The sequence below is a fragment of the Micromonospora sp. L31 genome, assembly GCF_052068075.1.
In the GTDB taxonomy this organism is placed as follows: Bacteria; Actinomycetota; Actinomycetes; order Mycobacteriales; family Micromonosporaceae; genus Micromonospora; species Micromonospora purpureochromogenes.
The window spans coordinates 114,348-134,594 of the sequence record NZ_JBQHDC010000008.1 but is presented as its reverse complement, the minus strand read 5'-3'; the positions used below and the strand labels follow the sequence as shown (position 1 = coordinate 134,594).

General features: G+C 69.8%; 20 protein-coding genes and 1 pseudogene. 11 read left to right on the top strand and 10 right to left on the bottom strand.

The window, feature by feature from the left end; all coding sequences use genetic code 11:
- The first annotated feature begins 173 nt into the window (after positions 1-173).
- The 6 genes and pseudogenes from ACTMS9_RS21970 to ACTMS9_RS21945 all read left to right on the top strand — a co-directional run bounded on the left by ACTMS9_RS21970 (position 174) and on the right by ACTMS9_RS21945 (position 5,369).
- Positions 174-1,730 (top strand): NCS1 family nucleobase:cation symporter-1, encoded by a 1,557-nt coding sequence (locus tag ACTMS9_RS21970; protein WP_441165863.1) that lies wholly within the window; start codon positions 174-176, stop codon positions 1,728-1,730.
- Entirely contained in the window at positions 1,727-2,569 is an 843-nt protein-coding gene (locus ACTMS9_RS21965) for a nitrilase-related carbon-nitrogen hydrolase (protein WP_441165862.1), read from the top strand. Before ACTMS9_RS21970 ends, ACTMS9_RS21965 begins: the two co-directional genes overlap by 4 nt.
- A complete protein-coding gene (gene hydA / locus ACTMS9_RS21960; RefSeq protein ID WP_441165861.1) occupies positions 2,566-3,969 on the top strand; it encodes a dihydropyrimidinase in 1,404 nt (467 codons plus the stop codon). Before ACTMS9_RS21965 ends, hydA begins: the two co-directional genes overlap by 4 nt.
- A gap of 12 nt (positions 3,970-3,981) precedes the next feature.
- A complete protein-coding gene (locus ACTMS9_RS21955; protein ID WP_441165860.1) occupies positions 3,982-4,974 on the top strand; it encodes a TIGR03842 family LLM class F420-dependent oxidoreductase in 993 nt (330 codons plus the stop codon).
- 30 nt (positions 4,975-5,004) lie between these two features.
- Positions 5,005-5,209: pseudogene (locus tag ACTMS9_RS21950) on the top strand (NF041680 family putative transposase); the annotation flags it as partial.
- Positions 5,196-5,369, top strand: coding sequence for a hypothetical protein (locus tag ACTMS9_RS21945; RefSeq protein ID WP_441148496.1), 174 nt, complete (start codon positions 5,196-5,198; stop codon positions 5,367-5,369). The pseudogene ACTMS9_RS21950 and the gene ACTMS9_RS21945, both read left to right, overlap by 14 nt.
- A 117-nt stretch (positions 5,370-5,486) precedes the next feature.
- On the opposite strand, the gene ACTMS9_RS21940 is transcribed toward ACTMS9_RS21945, so the two are convergent.
- The 4 genes from ACTMS9_RS21940 to ACTMS9_RS21925 form a co-directional block, all read right to left on the bottom strand.
- On the bottom strand, positions 5,487-6,956 hold the full coding sequence (locus ACTMS9_RS21940; RefSeq protein ID WP_441165859.1) for a dihydrolipoyl dehydrogenase family protein: 1,470 nt from the start codon (positions 6,954-6,956) through the stop codon (positions 5,487-5,489).
- A gap of 468 nt (positions 6,957-7,424) precedes the next feature.
- Entirely contained in the window at positions 7,425-7,898 is a 474-nt protein-coding gene (locus ACTMS9_RS21935) for a VOC family protein (protein WP_246157604.1), read from the bottom strand.
- 473 nt (positions 7,899-8,371) lie between these two features.
- A complete protein-coding gene (locus tag ACTMS9_RS21930) occupies positions 8,372-9,904 on the bottom strand; it encodes an amino acid permease (RefSeq protein ID WP_441148499.1) in 1,533 nt (510 codons plus the stop codon).
- A 787-nt stretch (positions 9,905-10,691) separates the two neighbouring features.
- Positions 10,692-11,270 carry a nitroreductase/quinone reductase family protein gene (locus ACTMS9_RS21925; RefSeq protein WP_441165858.1) on the bottom strand — a complete coding sequence of 193 codons (579 nt, stop codon included), beginning with the start codon at positions 11,268-11,270 and terminating at the stop codon, positions 10,692-10,694.
- On the opposite strand from ACTMS9_RS21925, the gene ACTMS9_RS21920 reads away from it, so the two are divergent.
- From ACTMS9_RS21920 to ACTMS9_RS21905, 4 genes are all read left to right on the top strand, one after another.
- A complete protein-coding gene (locus tag ACTMS9_RS21920) occupies positions 11,263-12,132 on the top strand; it encodes an NAD(P)-dependent oxidoreductase (RefSeq protein ID WP_441165857.1) in 870 nt (289 codons plus the stop codon). The two genes, ACTMS9_RS21925 and ACTMS9_RS21920, sit on opposite strands and share 8 nt — an antisense overlap.
- A gap of 334 nt (positions 12,133-12,466) precedes the next feature.
- Positions 12,467-12,787, top strand: coding sequence for an ArsR/SmtB family transcription factor (locus ACTMS9_RS21915; RefSeq protein WP_441165856.1), 321 nt, complete (start codon positions 12,467-12,469; stop codon positions 12,785-12,787).
- Entirely contained in the window at positions 12,787-13,761 is a 975-nt protein-coding gene (locus ACTMS9_RS21910; protein WP_441165855.1) for a TIGR03086 family metal-binding protein, read from the top strand. The genes ACTMS9_RS21915 and ACTMS9_RS21910 overlap by 1 nt, the downstream gene beginning before the upstream one ends.
- A gap of 12 nt (positions 13,762-13,773) precedes the next feature.
- Complete coding sequence (locus ACTMS9_RS21905) at positions 13,774-14,118, top strand: TfoX/Sxy family protein (protein WP_350794508.1); 345 nt, start codon at positions 13,774-13,776, stop codon at positions 14,116-14,118.
- Positions 14,119-14,370: 252 nt separating this feature from the next.
- On the opposite strand, the gene ACTMS9_RS21900 is transcribed toward ACTMS9_RS21905, so the two are convergent.
- Together ACTMS9_RS21900 and ACTMS9_RS21895 are read right to left on the bottom strand one after the other, a co-directional pair.
- Positions 14,371-16,341 (bottom strand): beta-propeller domain-containing protein, encoded by a 1,971-nt coding sequence (locus ACTMS9_RS21900; RefSeq protein ID WP_441148500.1) that lies wholly within the window; start codon positions 16,339-16,341, stop codon positions 14,371-14,373.
- Between the two features lie 123 nt (positions 16,342-16,464).
- Entirely contained in the window at positions 16,465-16,914 is a 450-nt protein-coding gene (locus ACTMS9_RS21895; protein WP_441148501.1) for a VOC family protein, read from the bottom strand.
- A 108-nt stretch (positions 16,915-17,022) separates the two neighbouring features.
- Between ACTMS9_RS21895 and ACTMS9_RS21890 the strand changes: the two genes are divergently transcribed.
- Positions 17,023-17,457 (top strand): TIGR03668 family PPOX class F420-dependent oxidoreductase, encoded by a 435-nt coding sequence (locus ACTMS9_RS21890; RefSeq protein WP_441148502.1) that lies wholly within the window; start codon positions 17,023-17,025, stop codon positions 17,455-17,457.
- A 17-nt stretch (positions 17,458-17,474) separates the two neighbouring features.
- Here the strand turns inward: ACTMS9_RS21890 and ACTMS9_RS21885 are convergent, their stop codons facing one another.
- The 4 genes from ACTMS9_RS21885 to ACTMS9_RS21870 form a co-directional block, all read right to left on the bottom strand.
- Entirely contained in the window at positions 17,475-18,386 is a 912-nt protein-coding gene (locus tag ACTMS9_RS21885; RefSeq protein ID WP_441148503.1) for a TIGR03619 family F420-dependent LLM class oxidoreductase, read from the bottom strand.
- Between the two features lie 40 nt (positions 18,387-18,426).
- On the bottom strand, positions 18,427-18,819 hold the full coding sequence (locus ACTMS9_RS21880) for a DUF2267 domain-containing protein (protein WP_441148504.1): 393 nt from the start codon (positions 18,817-18,819) through the stop codon (positions 18,427-18,429).
- A 155-nt stretch (positions 18,820-18,974) separates the two neighbouring features.
- Positions 18,975-19,397, bottom strand: coding sequence for a DUF2267 domain-containing protein (locus ACTMS9_RS21875; protein ID WP_441148505.1), 423 nt, complete (start codon positions 19,395-19,397; stop codon positions 18,975-18,977).
- A gap of 246 nt (positions 19,398-19,643) precedes the next feature.
- The gene (locus ACTMS9_RS21870; RefSeq protein WP_441148506.1) at positions 19,644-19,994 is read right to left on the bottom strand and encodes a hypothetical protein; all 351 of its coding nucleotides are present in this window, start codon (positions 19,992-19,994) and stop codon (positions 19,644-19,646) included.
- Between the last annotated feature and the right edge of the window lie 253 nt (positions 19,995-20,247).

The following is a 20,247-nucleotide window of genomic DNA, read 5'->3' as shown; positions in this document are numbered from 1 at the left end:
TGCCCGTGAACAGAGTGTGCCCCGTTCATGGCAAGCGTGGACACTTTGCCGCTGCCCGTGGCGGGTCCGGGACACCCACCATTCCGAGATAAAGATCGTGCTGATCCGCCCCCACCCGCAGCACGCGCCGGTTGGCCGGCCGCCGTTGCGGCAGCGTGACAGGGAGGTGACCGATGGCCGTTGAACCCCTGCCCCCCGCCGAAACCACCGCGGCCGAGCCGGGCACACAGATCACCCATCCGGATGGCCGAGTCGAGTTGCGTGACTTCTCGACGATCGCCGACAGCCGCTACTTCAACGAGGAACTCGCCCCGGTCCCCATCGAGAAGCGCACCTGGAACACGTACAACTTCGCGGCGCTGTGGATCGGCATGGCGCACAACATCCCCACCTATCTGCTCGCCGCCGGGCTCATCCAGCTCGGCATGAACTGGCTGCAGGCATTTCTCACGATCACGCTGGGCAATCTGCTCGTCCTGATCCCGATGCTGTTGAACAGCCACGCGGGCACGAAGTACGGGATCCCGTTCCCGGTCTTCGCCCGCGCGTTCTACGGAGTCCGCGGCGCGAATTTCCCGGCCCTGCTCCGCGCCTTCATCGCGTGCGGCTGGTTCGGCATCCAGACCTGGATCGGCGGCGAGGCGATCTACGCGATCGCCGGCAAGCTGCTCGGCTCCTGGTGGGTCGAGGCGGCGACGGTGATGGACTACCCGTGGACGTTGTGGGCCTCGTTCTTCCTGTTCTGGGCGATCGAGATGGCGATCATCTGGCGGGGCATGGACACCCTGCGGCGCTTCGAGAACTGGGCCGCACCGTTCGTCATCGTGGTCGCCGTCGCCCTGCTGATCTGGGTGCTGGTCGAGGCGGGCGGGCTCGGCCCGATCCTGTCCGAGCCGTCGAAGCTGGGCTGGGGCGCCGACTTCTGGAAGCTGTTCGCGCCGTCACTGATGGGGATGATCGCCTTCTGGGCGACGCTGTCGCTGAACATCCCCGACTTCACCCGGTTCGGCGGCAGTCAGCGGCAGCAGGCGTACGGCCAGATCCTCGGCCTGCCGACCACGATGTCGTTCTTCGCCATCCTGTCCATCCTGATCACCTCGGGCACGGCCGTGATCTACGGCGAGGCCATCTGGGACCCCATTCAACTGGCCGCGAAGTTCGAGAACCCACTGGTCGTCGCGCTCGGCCTGTTCACCGTCGTGGTCGCCACGCTGTCGGTGAACGTCGCGGCGAACACGGTCAGCCCGGCGTACGACTTCTCCAACGCCGCGCCCCGACTGGTGAGCTTCCGGACCGGGGGCCTGATCACCGGCGTGCTCGGCATCCTGATCCAGCCGTGGCGCCTGGTGCAGGACCCCAACATCTACATCTTCGTCTGGCTCGGGTTCTACGGCGGCCTGCTCGGCGCGGTCGCCGGCGTACTCATCGCCGGGTACTGGATCCGCTACCGCACCAGCCTCCAACTGCCGGCCCTCTACCGCCCCGAGGGCAGGTACTGGTTCTCCGGCGGGTGGAACTGGGCCGCCATCGTCGCCACCGTCGTCGGCGCGGTCCTCGCGGTCGGTGGCGCCTACTCCGCACCCGGCAAGGGGCCGTTCCCGTCCGACGGGCTCATCCCGTTCCTCAAGCCGCTCTACGACTACAGCTGGGTGGTCGGGCTGATCGGCGGGTTCCTCGTCTACCTGGCGCTGTCGATGCCGGGCACCGCGCACGCGAAGGGGGAAAAATGAGCACCATCATCCGAGCCGGGCTGGTGCAGCAGAAGTGGACCGGCGACAAGGAGTCGATGATCGCCAACGCGGTCGAGGCCATCCGCAGCGCCGCCTCGCAGGGCGCACAGGTGGTCTGCCTGCAGGAGTTGTTCTACGGCCCGTACTTCTGCCAGATCCAGGACGCGGACTACTACTCGTACACGGAGGCCATCCCGGACGGGCCGACGACCGCGCTGATGCGCGAGGTCGCCGAGCAGCACGGCGTGGTGCTGATCGTGCCGATGTACGAGCAGGAGCAGCCCGGCGTCTACTACAACACCGCCGCGGTGATCGACGCCGACGGCACCTACCTCGGCAAGCACCGGAAGAACCACATTCCGCAGGTGAAGGGGTTCTGGGAGAAGTTCTACTTCCGGCCGGGAAACCTCGGCTATCCGGTGTTCGACACCGCCGTGGGGCGCATCGGCGTCTACATCTGCTACGAGCGGCACTTCCCGGAGGGCTGGCGGGCGCTCGGCCTGGCCGGCGCGAAGATCGTTTTCAACCCGTCGGCGACCAGCCGCGGCCTGTCGCAGTACCTGTGGCGGCTGGAGCAGCCGGCGGCGGCGGTGGCGAACGAGTACTACGTCGGCGCCATCAACCGGGTCGGGGTGGAGCCGCTGGGCGACAACGACTTCTACGGCCAGTCCTACTTCGTCGACCCGCGCGGCCAGTTGGTCGGCGACGCCGCCTCGGACACCGAGGACGAGGTCGTCGTCCGCGACCTCGACATGGACAAGCTGGCCGAGGTCCGCGACCTGTGGGCCTTCTACCGCGACCGCCGTCCCGACACGTACGAATCGCTGGTGAAGCCGTGAGCATCGTCATCCGCAACGGAACAGTGGTCAACGCCACCGGGGCGCACCCGGCGGACGTGCTGGTCGAGGGCGAGCGGATCGCGGCGCTCGCCGCGCCCGACTCGGGTCTGGCCGAGCAGTGGGCGGCTGGTGCCGAGCGCGTGATCGACGCCACCGGGAAGTACGTGGTGCCGGGCGGCATCGACGGCCACACCCACATGGAGATGCCGTTCGGCGGCACGTTCTCGGCGGACAATTTCGAGACCGGGACGATCGCGGCGGCCTGGGGCGGCACGACGACCATCGTCGACTTCGCCGTACAGGGCAAGGGCACGTCCGTGCTGTCCGCGCTGGACAAGTGGCACAGCAAGGCCGACGGCAACTGCGCGATCGACTACGGGTTCCACATGATCGTCTCGGACGTCAACGACACGTCGCTGAAGGAGATGGAGGCCTGCATCGACGCGGGCGTCAACACGTTCAAGATGTTCATGGCCTATCCCGGGGTCTTCTACGCCACGGACGGGGAGATCCTGCGGGCGATGCAGAAGGCCCGGGACACCGGGTCGATGATCATGATGCACGCCGAGAACGGCATCGCCATCGACCAGCTCGTCGCGCAGGCGCGGGCCAACGGTCAGACGGACCCGGTGCAGCACGGCCTGACCCGGCCGCCCGAGCTGGAGGGCGAGGCCACCTCGCGGGCGATCGCGCTGGCCAAGGTCACCGGCGCGCCGCTGTACATCGTGCACCTCTCCGCCGCGCACGCCCTGGACGCGGTCACCCAGGCGCGCGACACCGGGCAAAACGTGTTCGCCGAGACCTGCCCGCAGTACCTGTTCCTGTCGCTGGAGGATCTGGCCAGGCCCGACTTCGAGGGCGCGAAATACGTCGCCTCTCCCCCGCTGCGCCCCAGGGAGCACCAGGCGGAACTGTGGCGGGGCCTGCGCACCAACGACCTGTCGCTGGTCTCCACCGACCACTGCCCCTTCTGCTTCAAGGACCAGAAGGAGCTGGGCCGAGGAGACTTCTCCAAGATCCCGAACGGGATGCCCGGCGTCGAGCACCGGATGGACCTGCTCTATCAGGGCGTCGTGCGAGGCGAGATCACCGTGGCGCGCTGGGTGGAGATCAGCTCGACCACGCCCGCCCGGATGTTCGGGCTCTACCCGCGTAAGGGCGTCATCGCGCCGGGCGCCGACGCGGACATCACGGTGTACGACCCCACGGCCCGGCAGACCATCTCGGCCAGCACGCACCACATGAACGTGGACTATTCCGCGTACGAGGGCATGGAGCTGACCGGAAAGGTCTCCACCGTGCTGTCCCGTGGTCGAGTCGTGGTCGACGACAACGCCTTCCACGGCGCGGCCGGGCACGGCAGGTTCCTGAAGCGCGACCTCAGTCAATACCTGGTCTGAAAAGGAGAAGCCGTGGACTTCGGTGTCGTACTGCAGACCGACCCGCCGGCTCGCGACGTCGTGGCCGGCCTCACCGCCGCCGAGGACAACGGGTTCCGCTACGGATGGACGTTCGACTCCTGCGTGCTGTGGCAGGAGCCGTTCGTCATCTACTCGCAGGTCCTCGCCGCAACCAAGCACCTGATCGTCGGTCCGATGGTGACCAACCCGAGCACCCGCGACTGGTCGGTCACCGCGTCGCTCTTCGCCACGCTCAACGACATGTTCGGCAACCGCACGGTGTGCGGGATCGGCCGCGGCGACTCGGCCCGGCGGGTCATCGGCCAGCCGCCGGCGAGCCTGGCCACGCTGAAGCAAGCGATGCACGTGATCAAAGAGCTGGCCGAAGGCAACGAGGTCGCACACCACGGCACGCCGGTGCGCATCCCGTGGGTGCGTGACGGCAGGCTGGAGATCTGGATGGCCGCCTACGGCCCGAAAGCGCTGCGGCTGGTCGGCGAGCAGGCCGACGGCTTCATCCTGCAGACGGCCGATCCCGACATCGCCCGCTGGACGATCGGCTCGGTACGCGACGCGGCCACCGCGGCGGGTCGAGATCCGGACTCGATCACCATGTGCGTGGCCGCGCCGGCCTACGTGGGCACGAACCTCGCGCACCAACGGGATCAGCTGCGCTGGTTCGGCGGCATGGTCGGCAACCACGTGGCCGACCTGGTCGCCCGCTACGGCGACTCCGGGGTCGTGCCGAAGGCGCTCACCGACTACATCAAGGGCCGCGAGGGCTACGACTACGCACACCACGGCCGCGCCGGCAATCCGTCCACCGACTTCGTGCCCGATGAGATCGTCGACCGGTTCTGCCTGGTCGGCCCCGAGTCAGCCCATGTCGACCGGCTGCAGGAGCTCAAGGAGATCGGGGTGCACAACTTCGCCCTCTACCTCATGCACGACGACAAGGAGAAGACCCTTACCTCGTACGGCAAGAACGTGATCACGCAGGTCTGACGCGCCGGCCGTGCCGCCGCACATGTCAGCGGCACGGACCAGACCGTCATGGTCCCTGGCTGGCCGTGGTCGATGGTCGTGGCGTTGGAGTCAGGCCCTGGTTCGTGGGCCGCGCTGTTTGGAGGCTGTGCGGTTGGCGCCGGGTGATGATGCGGCGGCAGTCACAGCCGGGCACTGCGGGACATCGTGGGGCGGCTGATCGGCTGGCCAGTGGCAGGCGGGTGATTCGAACATCCCAGGTCCGCCGCTGGGACTCCTGGCACCGCCACGCCACCCTCGCCCTGGCCGCCCTCGCCGTCCTGGCGATCTGCGCCGCTGACGCCGCCACCGACGGAGCCGACGATCCCACCGACACCAAATTGATCAAGCTGACGTCAACGAAGTCCGCCGTCTGATCAACACCTTCATCATCCAGCCGATCCGCGACCTCGCTCACCGTCTGCGCTGGTCACAGTGGCGCCACCAAGTCGACATCCAACACATGCTCACGGTCGAACAGAGCCGGCAACAACTCAGGCTTCCGCCGGCAGCATTTGATCCTGCTGCCGGCCCCGGTAGGTCTCCAGCAGCCTCAGCCAGACCTCACTGATCGTCGGGAACGCGGGCACGGCATGCCAGAGCCGTTCCACCGGCACTTCGCCTGCAACCGTGACGGTGGCCGAGTGCAGCAGTTCCCCAACGCCGGGCCCGACGAAGGTGACTCCCGCCACCGTGCCGCGGTCCACATCCACCAGCATGCGGGCCTGGCCGCGATAGCCCTCGCCGTACTGGTGCGCGCCCGCGACGCGTGCGATGTCGTAGTCGACCACTTCGACCCGGCGTCCGGCCCGATCCGCCTCGCGCGTGGTCAGGCCGACGGACGCGACCTCCGGATCGGTGAAGACGACCTGCGGCACGGCCGCGCCGTCGGCGGTCGTGGCGTGCACGCCCCACCTGGCGTCGTCGACCGGCTCTCCCTTGGCGCGGGCGCCGATGGCGGCACCGACGATCCGGGCCTGGTACTTCCCCTGATGGGTCAGCAGTGCCCGGTGGTTGACATCGCCGGCGGCGTAGAGCCAGCCGTCGGCGACGGCGGTCACCCGGCCGGTGTCGTCCACGGTCAGCCAGTCGCCCGCGGTGAGACCGACGGTCTCCAGGCCGAGGTCTGCCGTCCGCGGGGCTCGGCCCGTGGCGAACAGGATCTCGTCGGCGACCAGTTCTGCGCCGTCGACCAGCGTCATCCGCACCTCGCCGTCCTCGCGCGCCACGGCTGTCAACGAGGCCCCGAACCGGATGTCAACGCCGGCTTCGCGAAGCCCGTCCGCGACCAGCTCGCCGGCGAACGGCTCCATCCTCGGCAGCAGTCCGGCGTCGCCGCGGACCAGCATGGTCACCTGGGCGCCGAGCGCCTGCCAGGCGGTTGCCATCTCGACGGCCACGACGCCGCCGCCGACGATCGCGAGACGGCCTGGTACGTGGTCGGCGCTGGTGGCCTCACGGCTGGTCCAGGGGCGTACGGTGTCGAGTCCCGGTGTGTCGGGCAGGGCCGCGCTGGTGCCGGTGCAGATGGCGACGGCGTGCCGTGCCTTCAGCCGGACAGCGCCGCCGTCAGGGGTCTGCACCGCCACCTGGCGGGGGCCGTCGAGCCGGCCGTGGCCGCGAATCAGGTCGACGGAAACCGCGTCCAGCCAGTCGACCTGGTTCTCGTCGTTCCAGTACGCGGACATCTTGTCACGATGCGCGAGGACCGCCTCGACGTCCAGCGGCCCGGCCACCGCCTGGCGCAGCCCGGGGACGCGGCGGGCGTCGGCGCGTGCCAGCACCGGCCGCAGCAGCGCCTTGCTGGGCTCGCAGGCCCAGTACGAGCACTCGCCGCCGAGCAGTTCGCGCTCCACGATCACGGTGCTGAGCCCGGCGGCGCTGGCCCGGTCGGCCACGTTCTCACCGACCGGGCCAGCGCCGATGACGACCACGTCGTAGGTGCGGGGTGCCTCGTTCGTCACTGCCACCTCCATCACTGCGTCTGAAACTCCGTGAAGCTCGCGGCTTCCGCAGAAGCGGGGCTACCGGGCCGAGGCGTCCTGGTCGTGTCTGCGGTACGCCGGCTCGCCGCCGAAGCGCCCGCTGATGCCGCTGCATGCCGGCGATGGTGCCCGAGGTCGCGCCTCGGGTCGCCGAGGAGGGCCGTGAGCCTGGCCTGGATCTCGGCTGAACGCCGTTGTGCCCTGGTCCCCGGTCGGCCCAGCCGCGCCACCGTACGGCGTATGGCTGTGGTCACGCTCAGGCCGCGGAGGGCGCCCCGGCGGCAGCCGCCTCTCGGTGCCTGGCCCTGCCCTGCGACGCACTGGTCCTTCATCGGGGAGCTGCGCGGCGACGCGGCCGACGAGGTCCAATGCGCATCGAGGGCGGAGCGGGCCGGCCGCCACGTAGGCTGGTCCCGTCCCGTCGTGCCCTCGGCGACTGAGGTGGTGTCAGCGACCGGGGGCCCGCTTCTTGACCTCCTGGAGTACCCAGCCGTTGCCGTCCGGGTCGCTGAAGGTGGCGAAGGAGCCGTAGTCGGCACGGGCGGGTTGCGGGCCGGCGATCCGCGCCTGGCCGGCGGCGCGGTGGACGATGTCTCCGCCGTCGTGGCCGTGGTACATCAGTCCGCCGGCATCGTGGAACACCTCGCTCACCTCGATGCCGCGACCCACGAGCTCCGCGCGGGCCTCCTCGATGTCCGAGACGACGAGGTACAGGCCCTGGGCCGAGCCGGGTGCGGCGGAAGTGATCCCAGTGCCGAACATGATCGAGCCCTCGGAACCGGGCGGCGTGAAGTGCACCGCCCGCCACTCCTCGCTGACGGCCTTGTCGACATCCAGGCGGAATCCCGCCGCCTCGTAGAAAGCCTTGGCCCGATCGACGTCGGATACCGGCAGCATGATGAGTTCGAGCTTCAGATCCACGGGATGTCCTTCCATCGCCTCGGTCACATAGCGGACCGTCAGGGCACCTCTGCGGTCGCGGAGTTGAAGCATATCGTCCTAGATGTACACCTATTGGCGAATCGTCAGGCGGTCCGGACTGAGCCCCCTTCACGCATGGGAGCAGTTGCTCCTACTCCGGGTTGGGGAAGCTTGGAGGGCCACGATATGAGTACTGCGGTGACGAGAGTCATCGACCCGTGCAACAACCTGGCGCTGCGCAAGGCGGCCCCTCGGCGCGACCCAAGACAAGGCGCTGGCCTCGTCCGGTCTTCGTGCGACGCAGTTCAGCACCCGGCAGAAGCTCGGTGCTCACGGAGACATAACATCGGCAGCCTCGCTGACATGATCGCCATGGACCGCACGACGATGGCCTCGGACCTCAAGCCGCTCGCGAGGGAAACCTTGACCGACGGCGTACGCGCCGGGAGTCCTCGGCCGGGACGATCAGCCGGTCAGCGCGGCGGGGGCGACGAGGAGCCGAAACCGGTGTCGAGGTCCGGCTGGCCAGGCATCGGTGGGCCTTCCTGCCCGTCGTGGGCGAGGCGACTGCGACGACGGCCGTAGAGGAAGTAGACGACGATCCCCAGCGCCATCCAGGCGAAGAACCGCAGCCAGGTCTCGACGGTGAGGAACAGCATCAGCACGGCGCAGGCCACCATCGCGAGAGTCGGAATCACCGGTCCCCAGGGGACGCGGAAGCCGCGAGGCAGGTCCGGCCGGGTACGGCGCAACAGGATGACCGCCGCCGCGACGAGGACGAACGCGAACAGGGTGCCGATGTTGACCAGTTCCGCGAGTTCCTCCAGCGGGATGAACCCGGCGAGCACGGCCACCACCACGCCCACGATGACGGTGATGCGGTGCGGGGTGCCGAAGCGCGGATGCACCCGCGCCAACCAGCGCGGCAGCAACCCGTCACGACTCATGGCGAACGCGACCCGGCTCTGCCCCAGTATCAGGATCATGACCACCGTGGTCAGCCCGGCGAGAGCGCCGACGGTGATCAGGTTGGCGATGAACGGCTGCCCGACGGCCTGGAACGCCGCAGCCAGCGGTGCCGCCGTGTCCAGCTCGGCGTAGTTCTGCATTCCCACCACCACCAGTGAGACGGCGACGTAGAGCGTGGTGCAGACAGCCAGTGAACCGAGGATCCCCCGCGGCACGTCGCGATGCGGCACCCGGGTCTCCTCGGCCGCGGTGGCCACGATGTCGAAGCCGATGAACGCGAAGAACACCAGCGCACCCGCGGCGAAGATGCCGCTGATCCCGAAGTTGGCGGGGGCCTGCCCGAAGACGGCCTCCAGCAGGGTCGCATCGGCGCCGGAACCGCCCGACGCCGGCTCGGCCGGCGGGACGAACGGCGTGTAGTTGTCGCGCTTGACGAAGAACAGTCCGGCGACGATCACGAAGAGGACCACCGCCACCTTGATGGTGACCACCACGGCGTTCAGCCGCGACGAGACCTTGATGCCGGCGACCAGGACCGCGGTGAGGATCAACACGATCAACGCGGCGGGCAGGTTGAACGCGCCGCCCTCGCCCCCGGTGATGGCGGACGGCAGCGTCAGCCCGAGCGTCTCAAGGAGCACCGCGAAGTACTGTGACCAGCCCACCGCCACCACCGCAGCGGCGAGGACGAACTCCAGGATGAGGTCCCAGCCGATGATCCACGCGATCAGCTCGCCGAGCGCCGCGTACGAATAGGTGTAGGCGCTGCCGGCGACCGGCACGGTGGACGCGAACTCCGCGTAACACAGCGCCGCCAGCGCGCAGGCGATACCGGCCACGACGAAGGACAGCGCGACCGCCGGCCCGGCAGTCTGGTTCGCGGCCACCCCGGTCAGCACGAAGATGCCCGTACCGATGATGACCCCGATGCCGAACACGGTGAGATCCAGGCCGGACAGGTCCTTGCGAAGCCGGTGCTCCGGCTGCTCCGTGTCGCGCATCGACTGCTCGACGGACTTCCTGCGCAAGAGGCTCACAACCAGTCACCTCACCGTCTCCCCGACCTGATGTTGCCCACGAATGACCCGAATCAGGACGAACAAACCTGGCGCGTGGTGCCTGCCGTGCCTTCTTGCGCAGGCCGGGCGGGAAAAGGACCTGTCGTCCGGCGCGAACGACGCTCAGTGGCGGCCATGCACCCTCACCCGTGACCTCAAGCAGCGCGGGGACCGCAGCCGCATCGTCGTGGTGTCCGCCGGGGCCACCGAGTTGGCACACGAGGGTGACGGTTACCAGCAGCCCGCGCTGCCGTCCGCGTTCTCCGGCCCCTTCTCGAGGGGCTGCGGACCGGCGCCGCCGACTGCGACGGCAACGGGATCATCAGCGTCCGGGAGGCCTTCGAGTAAGCGGCGGTCCGGATGGTCGACCGGGAGCACCGGCAGACCCACAGATGCGGGCCGCCGGCGTCGGGGACTTGACGCGCCCCGGCGGCCCGAGCTGATTCCGGGCGACCTCCTCGCGCTCACGCCCAGCGGACTCGCACCAGTCCAGCGCGCCCCACACGGGCCAGGCGTTGCGCGGGGAGGTCGGGGGCGACCAGGTCGAGGTACGCGTACACCTCGACCGGGTCCAAGCCGCAGCGCCCGCACCGGCACCGGCTGGAACCGCCGCTCGCGGACCCGCCACCGGGAGGGCCCATCAGGCCAGCCAGCGCTGAGACGGACGGCGAGGTCGACGCGCAGCGGCCTTCTGTCGATCTTGCCGACCTTCGTGGTGAGTAAAGTCAATGGGAGAAGACCCTCTCCTCGTACGGCAAGAACGTCATCACGCACGTCTGACGTGGTCTGCATCGGGCACGGTGTCGAGATAGAGGAAGTCGGTCACGCCGATCATCCCGACGAGCTGGCGGACGACCGGTGGCATGTCCCGGCGGGTGGGGTCGTGCACGAGGCGGGGACGGGTGAGGGGCGCTCGCCGGCCGCGGATCTCCAGGTCACAGCTGCCGGCCGCCAGTACGTTTCTCGCCCAGTCGGTGACCCCGTAGGTCAGCGCGGCGACGTAACCGTCGGACGTCCGGAAGATATTGATCGGAGTCCGGTACACCCGACCGGAGCGGCGGCCCCGGTGGATGATGACGCCGAAGCCGGGCAGCCGCCCGGCCAGCGGACCGGTCACGCGGTTGGTGACGACCCGGTTGAACCGCGCCAAGCGTCTGGGTAACACCATGGCCACCATGTTCGCCCAGGCGCGATCGACGCGTCGGCCGACACTTCGATCGCTGCAGCGGCTTTCTACCGCCCGACGATCGCCTGCGGCACCGCCGGCTACGAACCGACCGGGCGTGAGGTCGGCGCTGCGTACCGCATTGCCCTGGGAAAATTGGCAGGATGGGGCCATGGCCACGGTCGCTGTGATCGGTCTGGGTGGGATGGGTAGCCGGATGGCGGGCCGGCTGCTCGATTCCGGCCATGACCTCGTTGTCTGGAACCGCACGCCGCAGCGGGCCAGCGATCTTGTAGCACGTGGCGCCGTCGCTGCCGACAGTCCGGCGGAGGCTGCCCACCGCGCCGACCTGGTCATCACCATGCTGTCCGATCCGGCCGCGCTCGGAGAGGTGACCGAGGGCCCGCGGGGCATCCTCGCGGGTGCCACCGCGTCGACGACGCTCGTTGAGATGTCGACGGTCGGTCCGGCCGCCGTGCGACGGTTGGCAGCGATGCTGCCGGGTAGCGTCGGCCTGCTCGATGCGCCAGTGCTGGGCAGCGTCTCGGAGGCCGAGTCGGGCTCGCTGCGGATATTCGTCGGAGGGCCGCAGCCGCTTGTCCAACGGTGGATGCCGGTGCTGGGCGCGCTTGGCTCGCCGATGCATGTCGGACCGCTCGGTGCCGGCGCGGCCGCCAAACTGGTCGCCAATTCGACCCTCTTCGGGGTGCTCGCGGTCCTCGGTGAGGCGCTCGCTCTCGCGGACGGGCTTGGTCTGCCGCGCGACGTCGCGTTCGAGGTCTTGTCCGCGACTCCCGTCGGCGCGCAGGCGGATCGACGGCGGCCAGCGGTCGAGTCCGGTCAATTCCCGCTGCGGTTCGCGCTGTCACTCGCCCGGAAGGACGTCGATCTGGTCGTGTCGGCCGCCGAGTCGGCAGATGTCGAACTGCCGGTCGCGGCGGCCGCCCGGCAATGGGTCGTGGCAGCACAGGAAGCCGGCCTCGGCGACCGGGACTACTCGGCCGTGCTCGCGCACATCACCGACACTGCCCGGTCAGCCTGAACCCCGGCCGTGCGGCAGGCCCGTCAGGTGGCCGTTGAACTCATTCCGACACCGCCAGCCCGGACGGAGACGCAACCTGTTCCCCGCGGGCGCGGGCTACCCGCCAACGCTCGCGTCACCCACACGATCGCCAACGGCACCGTCGGCTACGAACGCTCCTGAGGAAGCCGCTACGCCCGCACCCGTAGCTGTGCGGGTCGGAGGATCGCGTGTCTCGCTATCGAGGTGACGGCAGGTGTCAGCCCGCCACCCGACACAGCCGCCGCGCCGGGTGGGCGGCCGCCGCAGCGGCGCGGCTTTGACAAAAGCGTTAGCCGCGGCTAACGTGTTTCTGGTGATCGACGCGTTGTCTGCCGCCGCTGAGCCCACCCGGCGACGGATCTTGCAGCTGCTCGCGTCACAGCCCCGCACGGTGAGCAGCGTCGCGGCGGAGTTCACGGTCACCCGGTCGGCGATTTCCCAGCATCTGTTGTTGCTGGCGCAAGTCGGCCTGGTGGAGGCCGAGAAGGTCGGCCGTGAGCGCATCTATCGGGTCGTTCCCGAGGGACTCCGTCGGCTGCAGGCCGAGATCGACCGGTTCTGGACCGCCGAGCTCGACCAGTTGGTCGCCGACGCACACGCCCTGAAGGCTCAACGGATCGAGAGAGACCACTGATGTTCACCAAGACCGTCATTCTTCCCGTCGACATCGACGAGGCATTCGCCCTCATCACCGAGCCGGAGCGGCTGCGCCGCTGGCAGACGGTATCCGCCCGCGTCGACCTCCGCGTGGGTGGTGACTACCGCTGGACCATCACCCCCGGCCACGTGGCGGCGGGCACTTTCCGGGAGGTGGAGCCCGGCAAGCGTGTCGTGTTCGGTTGGGGTTGGGAAGGCAACCCGGGCCTCGCCCCCGACACCTCGACCGTCACGATCACGGTCGAGCCGGTCGCCGACGGCACCAAGGTCACCCTCACCCATGAGGGGCTGACCGATGAGCAGGCGGCGATGCACGCCGAGGGCTGGAACCACTACCTCGGCCGTCTCGAGAAGGCTGCCGTCGCCGGGGACGCCGGCCCGGACGAGTGGTCCGCCGCTCCCGAGCGGCTTGATGAGCTGTCCGCCGCCGACGCCACGCTGGCCGTGCTCCAGACGGTCCTGCGCCAGCTGACCCCTGAGGACCGGCCGAAGCAGACCCCGTGCGCGGACTTCACCTGCCACGACCTCGCCGAGCACCTGTTCGGCTCCATGGTCGCCTTCGGCGCGATGGCCGGCGTCGAGGTCGTGAGCCCCGAGACGGGTTCGCTGGAGAACCGGGTGGCCACCATGGCGGCGCAGGCCATCGAGGGGTGGCGGGCACGCGGCCTCGATGGCACCGTCCCCGCTCCCGGCGGCGGCGAGATGCCGGCCAGGTTCGCGGCGAGCATCATGCCGGTGGAGTTCCTGCTGCACGCGTGGGACATGTCGCAGGGCAGCGGCACCCCCCTGGTCGTCAGTGACGAGGTCGTGGCCTACGTCCACAAGCTCGCCGAGCAGCTCGTCCCCGGGACCCGCGGTTCCTCGTTCGCCGACGAGGTCACCCCGTCCACCGATGCCGGCCCGATGGAGCGGCTGGCCGCTTTCGCCGGCCGTCGCCCGGTCGCTGCGTGACAGGATCCGACCATGCAGATGCCCAAGCCCACCGACGCTGACAAGCAGTTCTTCCGCTCCCTCGTGCCGGAGGCACCGGGAGTCGAGGTCAAACCGATGTTCGGCAACCTCGGTGCCTTCGTCAACGGCAACATGTTCGCCGGCCTGTTCGGCTCGTCGGTCGGCGTGAAGCTCGCCGCCGACGACCTGGCCGAGCTGGCGATGATCGAGGGAGCGGGACCGTTCGGCCCGGCCGAGCGGCCGATGGGTGGATACCTGTCGCTGCCCTCGTCGTTCACCGCCGAACAATCGACCCTGTGGGTCAACAAGGCGCAGGATTACGTCGCGACGCTGCCGCCCAAGCACAAGAAGAAATAGCGGTCGTCAGGGGCGGCGACACACGTCCCAGCCGGCGGGAGTCGCCCGGCGATCAGCGGGCGTCCAGCGACGTCCGCTGATCTGCCCAGCGCAGCGCGTGGGGTGGGGACTCGCCACTGCCGAGGCGTTCACCAGACGCTACGGGCGAGGCGACGAAGCCGATCGTGGCGACCACGAGGCCGTGATCATGGCTGGCCACGATGCATCGCGGCGCCGTCCAACGGCGGGCCACTTCGGACGCCACCATGCGGGTCACGCCGTACGCAGCCAGCCGAGGGTCTTCATGGTGGCGAGGCTGGTCGCCTTGAGGCCGGCGTCGGAAACGGTCCAGAGGACTCCGTCGACGACCAGTGAGCGGCGGATCGGCGCCGGATCCTCGGCGCGGCGCGTGCCCAGCGTGTGGTCGACCGTGCCGGCCTCGGTGAACCCGCCGTCGCCGACTCGCAGCGCCAGCGCCACGTTGCTCGGCAGGCCCGGGCTGCCAGGCTTGCTCACGGCGCTCGTGCCATAGACGGTCAACGGGACCACGACCAGGCGTTCGGCCGGCCAGTAGAGGAACGCGTGCGGGTCGAACTCCGCCTCGGAGTGCCCCTGCTTGACGTGATACTGGGCGATCCGGTTCGGCTCGGCCGGATCGGCGACGTCGAAGAGCGAGAGCTGGGTGCCCTGGATACGGCCCTCGTCGGACGCCTCCTGCCCGACACCGAGCAGCCGTCCGTCGCCGGCCGGGTGCAGGTACGCCGAATACCCGTTGATCTTCAGTTCGCCGCTCACCTTCGGCGCCTTCGGATCACGCAGATCGACGGTGTAGAGCGGGTCGGTCTGCCGGAAGGTGACGACGTACCCGGTGCCGCCGACGAACCGTACCGCGTAGATCCGTTCCCCCTTGCCCAGTCCGGTGGCCTTGCCGACCTGGGTCAGCGCCGTACCGTCGGCGCGCAGGACGTACACGCCGGACGTCGAGTTCGGCTTGTCGCCCCAGGTACGGCCACTGGTGGTGGCCACTCTCAGGTGCCCGTCCCACTCGGACAAGGCGTACTGGTTGATGAGCCAGCCCGGTACGGACGCGGCGGCGACGTACCGCGGGGCACCCGCGCCCGAGATGTCGAACTGGTAGATCTCGGTGGTCTCGTCTTTGGGATCGGGTGCGATGTTCCGCTCGGTCAGCATCGGCAGCACCCGCCAGCGCTGGTCGTTGGCGACGTACAGCCGGGGTCCGTTGCTGTAGACGGTGTCGCCGTCGGCGATCACGGTGACCGGGTCGCCGGCGCCGAGCGTGGCCGCACCGAGGTCGAAGCTGAGCACGGTCACCAGCGACGTGCCGGAGTAGGTGGCCGGCCGGCTCACCCGTTCGCAGCCGACCCGTCCGGCGCTGGTTCGCCCGCCGGAGGTGACCTCGTACCGGGGCAGCCAGTCGTCGGCGGTGGCGTTGTCGATGATCTCGCGGTTGGCGGCGGTGCGCTGCCCATCGGTGGCCCGTTCCCGGTACGGGAAGTTCAGCCGGGGCGCGGAGCGGACCACGACCCGGACCGTCGTGCCCACCTGGCGGGCGTCCACCAGACCGCCGTCGATCCGGTACTCGCCGATGATCTTCGGCGCGCCGGACAGGTCGACCATGATCAGCTGGGGCCCGACGATCCCGTCCGGCGTCGGGGCGTCTGCCGGCGCGCCTCCCCCGGGGACGGCCGGTTTCGCCATCCCGGCCCACCCGTCGCGGCGCAGCACCAGCGCCCGGTCACCCTGCAGCAGCAGGCCGTCTTCGCCCCCGCCGTACCCATCGGCGCCCGGTGCCAGTTCCAGCTCTCCGGTCAGCCGGCGGGTGGCCGGGTCGACCACGTACAGCTTGCCTCGGTTCACGGTGACGATCCGCTTGCCGTCGGTCTTGACCAGGTCCGGTTCATCGGCGCCGGCCTCGTGCGTGTTGGTGCCCGAGTAGCCGGGGGCGGCAGCCTTGGCCGCCGCGTCCGCCCGCCCCGCTGCGGCGGGCGCCTCAGCCTGTTCGGCGCGGCCGAAGGTACGGATGTCCCCGTTCGACCCGAACCCCCAGGGCCCGACGTACGCCTTGGCAGCCGTCTTCAGCTGCCGCAGCGCCTCCGGGCAGGAGTCGAACGAGACGAGGCGGAACCCGCCGGCCGGCACTCCCCGGTCACGTGGCGGCACGGGGACCGGCTCCGCCGTACAGCCGGTGACCAGCGCCAGGCCAGCGACCAGGGCCAGTCCCATGACCCGAGCTGGCGTCATGACTCGGGGGACGCCGGTGGCGGCCGTTGGATCGGAGGCGCTGCTACCCGTCATGCCCCTACGACGTGGCTGCCCCGGGCTGGGTTCCCCGCAGGTGTCGGTCGCTCAGTCGGAGGCGGCGCGACCCATCTCGGCAAGGATCCCGGTGCCCTGACCGAGCTCGATCAGGTAGCCGTCCGGGTCGCGCAGGTAGCACCGGATCTCGACGCCATGATCCTTGGGCTCGGTCAGGAACTCCCCACCCCGTGACCGCCACTGCTCGTAGACGGCTCGGACGTCCGTGACCCGGACGTTCATCGCGCTGCTGAGCGTGTTCGGATCCGGCGGCGCCTGTGCCTGCACGCCCGGCTTGTCGTCGGTCGGACCACCTTCGTCGTTGATCACGATGTAGCTGTTGTGGAACCGCAGGATCGCCGGCTGGCGTTCCCGCACCACCGTCGCGCCCAGCACCCGCTGGTAGAACTCCCGGGAACGGTCCACGTCCCGAACGATCAGCAGGTGCGTGAGCACCAGACCAGCCTCGGGCTGGAAGTAGTCGGGCGCCTCGCTCGCCATCACGCCTCCCCGGGGTTGAATCGGGAGGGCCTACCCGGGTGCGGCGCCGGCACACCCGCCGGCCACAACGAGTCACCACGGCAGGTGTCGGCTGTTACGGTCGGGCGTGTGCCCGCCGACGACATCCGGCACCGGGTCGGGTCGGCCCGGGTGGCCCGGCTGACCACCGTCGGCGCGGATGGGCGTCCACACCTGGTGCCCGTGTGCTTCGTCCTGCTCGACGATGTCGTCTACCACGCGGTGGACGAGAAGCCCAAGCGTCACCGGCGGCTGCGCCGGCTGGAGAACATCCAGGCGACGGGACATGCCTGCCTGCTGGTCGACGAGTACGACGAGGACTGGTCACGGCTGTGGTGGGTCCGGTTGGACGGGCACGGCCGGCTGGTGGAGGACCGCGCGGAAGAGGCCGCGGCCCGCGCGGCGCTGGCCGACAAGTACCCGCAGTACGTCCAGCGACCACCGGCCGGGCCGGTGATCGCGGTAGCGGTGACCGGCTGGTCGGCGTGGTCCGCGGCGGACGCGGCAGCCAACCCGGCCGGGTGAGCGCCGGTCCGGGGGTGTCAGCGGGTCGGAGCGAGGGCGTCGAGCACCTCGTCGGCCCGGCGCAGCGACGCCTGCGCGTCGGCGCGGGGTGAGCCGATCTCCGGATCGAAGTTGAGGTCGACGAACAGTTCGGTGATGCCGGCTTCGGCGAGTCTGCCGAGATCCGACCGGATCTGCTCGAGCGTGCCGGTGAGCGGCTCGCGCTCGGGCGGGCCCGCCGGGCGTACGCGGACGGCGCCGCGGCAGACGAATCGCAGTGAGCGGGGATCGCGGCCGGCCTCCGCAGCGGCGGCCTTGACGGTCGCGACCGCCTCGCCGATGCCCGGCAGGTCCGCCTGGCTGCCACTGACCCAGCCGTCGGCGAGCCGGCCGGCCCGGCGCAGCGCGGCGGGCGCCTGGCCACCGAGCAGAATCGGCGGGTGTGGCCGCTGCACGGGCTTCGGCTCCAGGCGCGTCGGCGGGACCTGGTAGAACTCGCCGCGATGCTCGGCGACGTCGTTCTGCCAGAGAGCGCGAAGAACGGCGAGGAACTCCTCGGCCCGGTGGCCCCGCCGATGCTTGCTCACCCCCGTCGCCTGATACTCCTCGTCCGCCCAGCCGAGGCCGAGTCCCACGTCGAGCCGTCCGCCCGCCAGGATGTCGAGAGTCGCGGTCTGCTTGGCCAGCAGCACCGGAGAGATGAACGGCATGTTGAGCACCGCCACGCCGAGCCGGACCCGCGTGGTGTGGGCCGCCAGGAACGCCAACGTGGTCACCGGGTCCTGGACGCTGTGGTAGGTCTCGCTCCAGCCGAGGTCGGCGGGGACCAGGAGCCGCTGGAACGTCCAGAGCGAGTGGTATCCGAGCTGCTCGGCGCGGCGGGTGACGTGGATCATGCTCTCCGGTGTGGCCCACGAGCCGGAGACGGGCGGGGCGAATCCAACCTCCACCCGCGCACCGTACCCGGATCGGACCAGGACGTGGCTCGGTTCAGCCCCCGATGCCACGGTCCAACGGATGAAGCAGCCGCCGGATGTCCTTCGGCAGCTCGGATTCCAGGCCCTTGAGGTCTTCGGCGTTCACCGCCTCGCGCAGAGTCGTCAACACGGCGCGGGCAACCTCAGCGGACCGGTCGCCATCCGTTCCCGCGCGAACCCCTACCTCGTTGAGGAACTCCACGAGGTCGAGCTGTTCGGCGAAGTCCACGTTCTTGTGCAGGTACCCTCGCAACTCCTCGGGGAGCCGCGTGGCCAGGTGCCGCGCCTCGCCGCCACTGACCCGCTCCGCCAAGGTTGTCAGGGTGGCTCCGACGACGTTCGCCGCCTCCGCCGCCGGCATTCCGGCCCGCTTCCCCACCGCTTCGAGAAACTCGGCGTAGTTCACGCGTTCTCCTTCCGAACCAGTCGGGGTGCGTCGCGGCGTCCGTGACCGGCGTCGAGAGTTGTTCTCTCTCGTGCCTCCACCTGCGGGCGCCGTTCCGCGCCGGCGCGCGCCCCGACCGGCTGCGGGCGCACCTGCTCCTGCCTCAACCGTGCGTGCTACGAACCGGGCCGGTGCCCGCCACGGGCACCCACCGGTTCGATCACCTGCCGGAACTCGTTCGGAAGCTGGGCCACCGCGTTGTCGAACTCGTCACGGGAAACAGCCTCACGTAGCGTGGTGAGCACCGCGCTGACCCCGGCACCGGCGAGCGCACGGTCGACGGCCGGGCGGTCCGCCACCCGCCGCACGAACTCTTCGAGCCCGAACGACTTGGCATGTTCCCCTCTCCCGCTAAGCGGTGGGGGTTTGCGCAGGTGATCGTCAAGCCCTTCGGGAAGCTGATAGGCAAGGTCATCAGCCTGGCCGGCGCTGATCCGATCTGCCAATGTCTCCAACGTCGCGCTGGTGAGTGTCGCCGCCTGATCCGTCGACACCTTTGCCCGCGTGGCCACTGCGTTGATGAAATCCTGGTATTCCACCTGGTTCTCCTCTCCGGCCCGATCGCCGTCGGACCGCCAGTTACGAGCCCCTGACCTCAATGCGCCGCGATCGGACACTTCATCTCGGATGCCGAGCGAACTGGTACCTCGACAGCCTCCTGGGACGGGGGGTGACCCTGCCTCATCCCCATCGGGCGAATCACCAGGGCGCGCTACGGGATGCCGGCATCAACTGCCGCTGAGCAGCGCCGATCTGGCCCCCTGGCATCGGGCCTGCCGGCGGGTTCAGCGGGGTCGACTCAGCCGCTGCCAGGCGCGGCGCAGGTCCGCCTGCACCGGTTTGTGAGCCGCTTCCTCGACTACTCCGGCCGGCGGGTCCTCGCCCGGCTCGTGCATCTCGGCACCGGGTACCGACAGCACGACCCCCCGCTCGTACAGGTCGGCGATCTGCTCCCGGTGGGCGAAGCGGTGGGACTGGTCCGGCCCCGGCGGTGCCACGATGATGCCGTGGAAGATGTCCTTCGGTTCGTCGGTCAGCACGTGCTCGACCACGCCGACGGGTGCCGAGTCGACGTCGTAGACCCGGATGCCGACGGGGAGCGCGAGATACGAGACCTTCGCGCCGAGATCCTCCACGACGTTCACCGTACCCGCCGCTTGATCACCATGGGCCCGATCACGATGGCTGGTCCGGCCATGACCAGGGCTGCCGGCGGCGCCGATCCTCAGGTTCAGGCGGAGGTGCAGCGGCCGGTGCCCGACGGCAGCGGCCGCTGCATCCCAGTCGCCACAGAACCGACAAGGCAGGAGTGCCCTCAGGCGATCCCTTGACTTCCTCCACCGCCATGAATGGCGGGGATTCCCTCCGCGCTGCGCGCGGAACGCGCAA

What these genes read in the sequence shown, in the direction of transcription:
- ACTMS9_RS21970 (WP_441165863.1), top strand. Translation starts at nt 174, where the DNA reads ATGGCCGTTGAACCCCTGCCCCCCGCCGAAACCACCGCGGCCGAGCCG.
- ACTMS9_RS21965 (WP_441165862.1), top strand. Translation starts at nt 1,727, where the DNA reads ATGAGCACCATCATCCGAGCCGGGCTGGTGCAGCAGAAGTGGACCGGC.
- ACTMS9_RS21920 (WP_441165857.1), top strand. Translation starts at nt 11,263, where the DNA reads ATGGCCACGGTCGCTGTGATCGGTCTGGGTGGGATGGGTAGCCGGATG.
- ACTMS9_RS21910 (WP_441165855.1), top strand. Translation starts at nt 12,787, where the DNA reads ATGTTCACCAAGACCGTCATTCTTCCCGTCGACATCGACGAGGCATTC.
- ACTMS9_RS21905 (WP_350794508.1), top strand. Translation starts at nt 13,774, where the DNA reads ATGCAGATGCCCAAGCCCACCGACGCTGACAAGCAGTTCTTCCGCTCC.
- ACTMS9_RS21900 (WP_441148500.1), bottom strand. Translation starts at nt 16,341, where the DNA reads ATGGGACTGGCCCTGGTCGCTGGCCTGGCGCTGGTCACCGGCTGTACG.
- ACTMS9_RS21895 (WP_441148501.1), bottom strand. Translation starts at nt 16,914, where the DNA reads ATGGCGAGCGAGGCGCCCGACTACTTCCAGCCCGAGGCTGGTCTGGTG.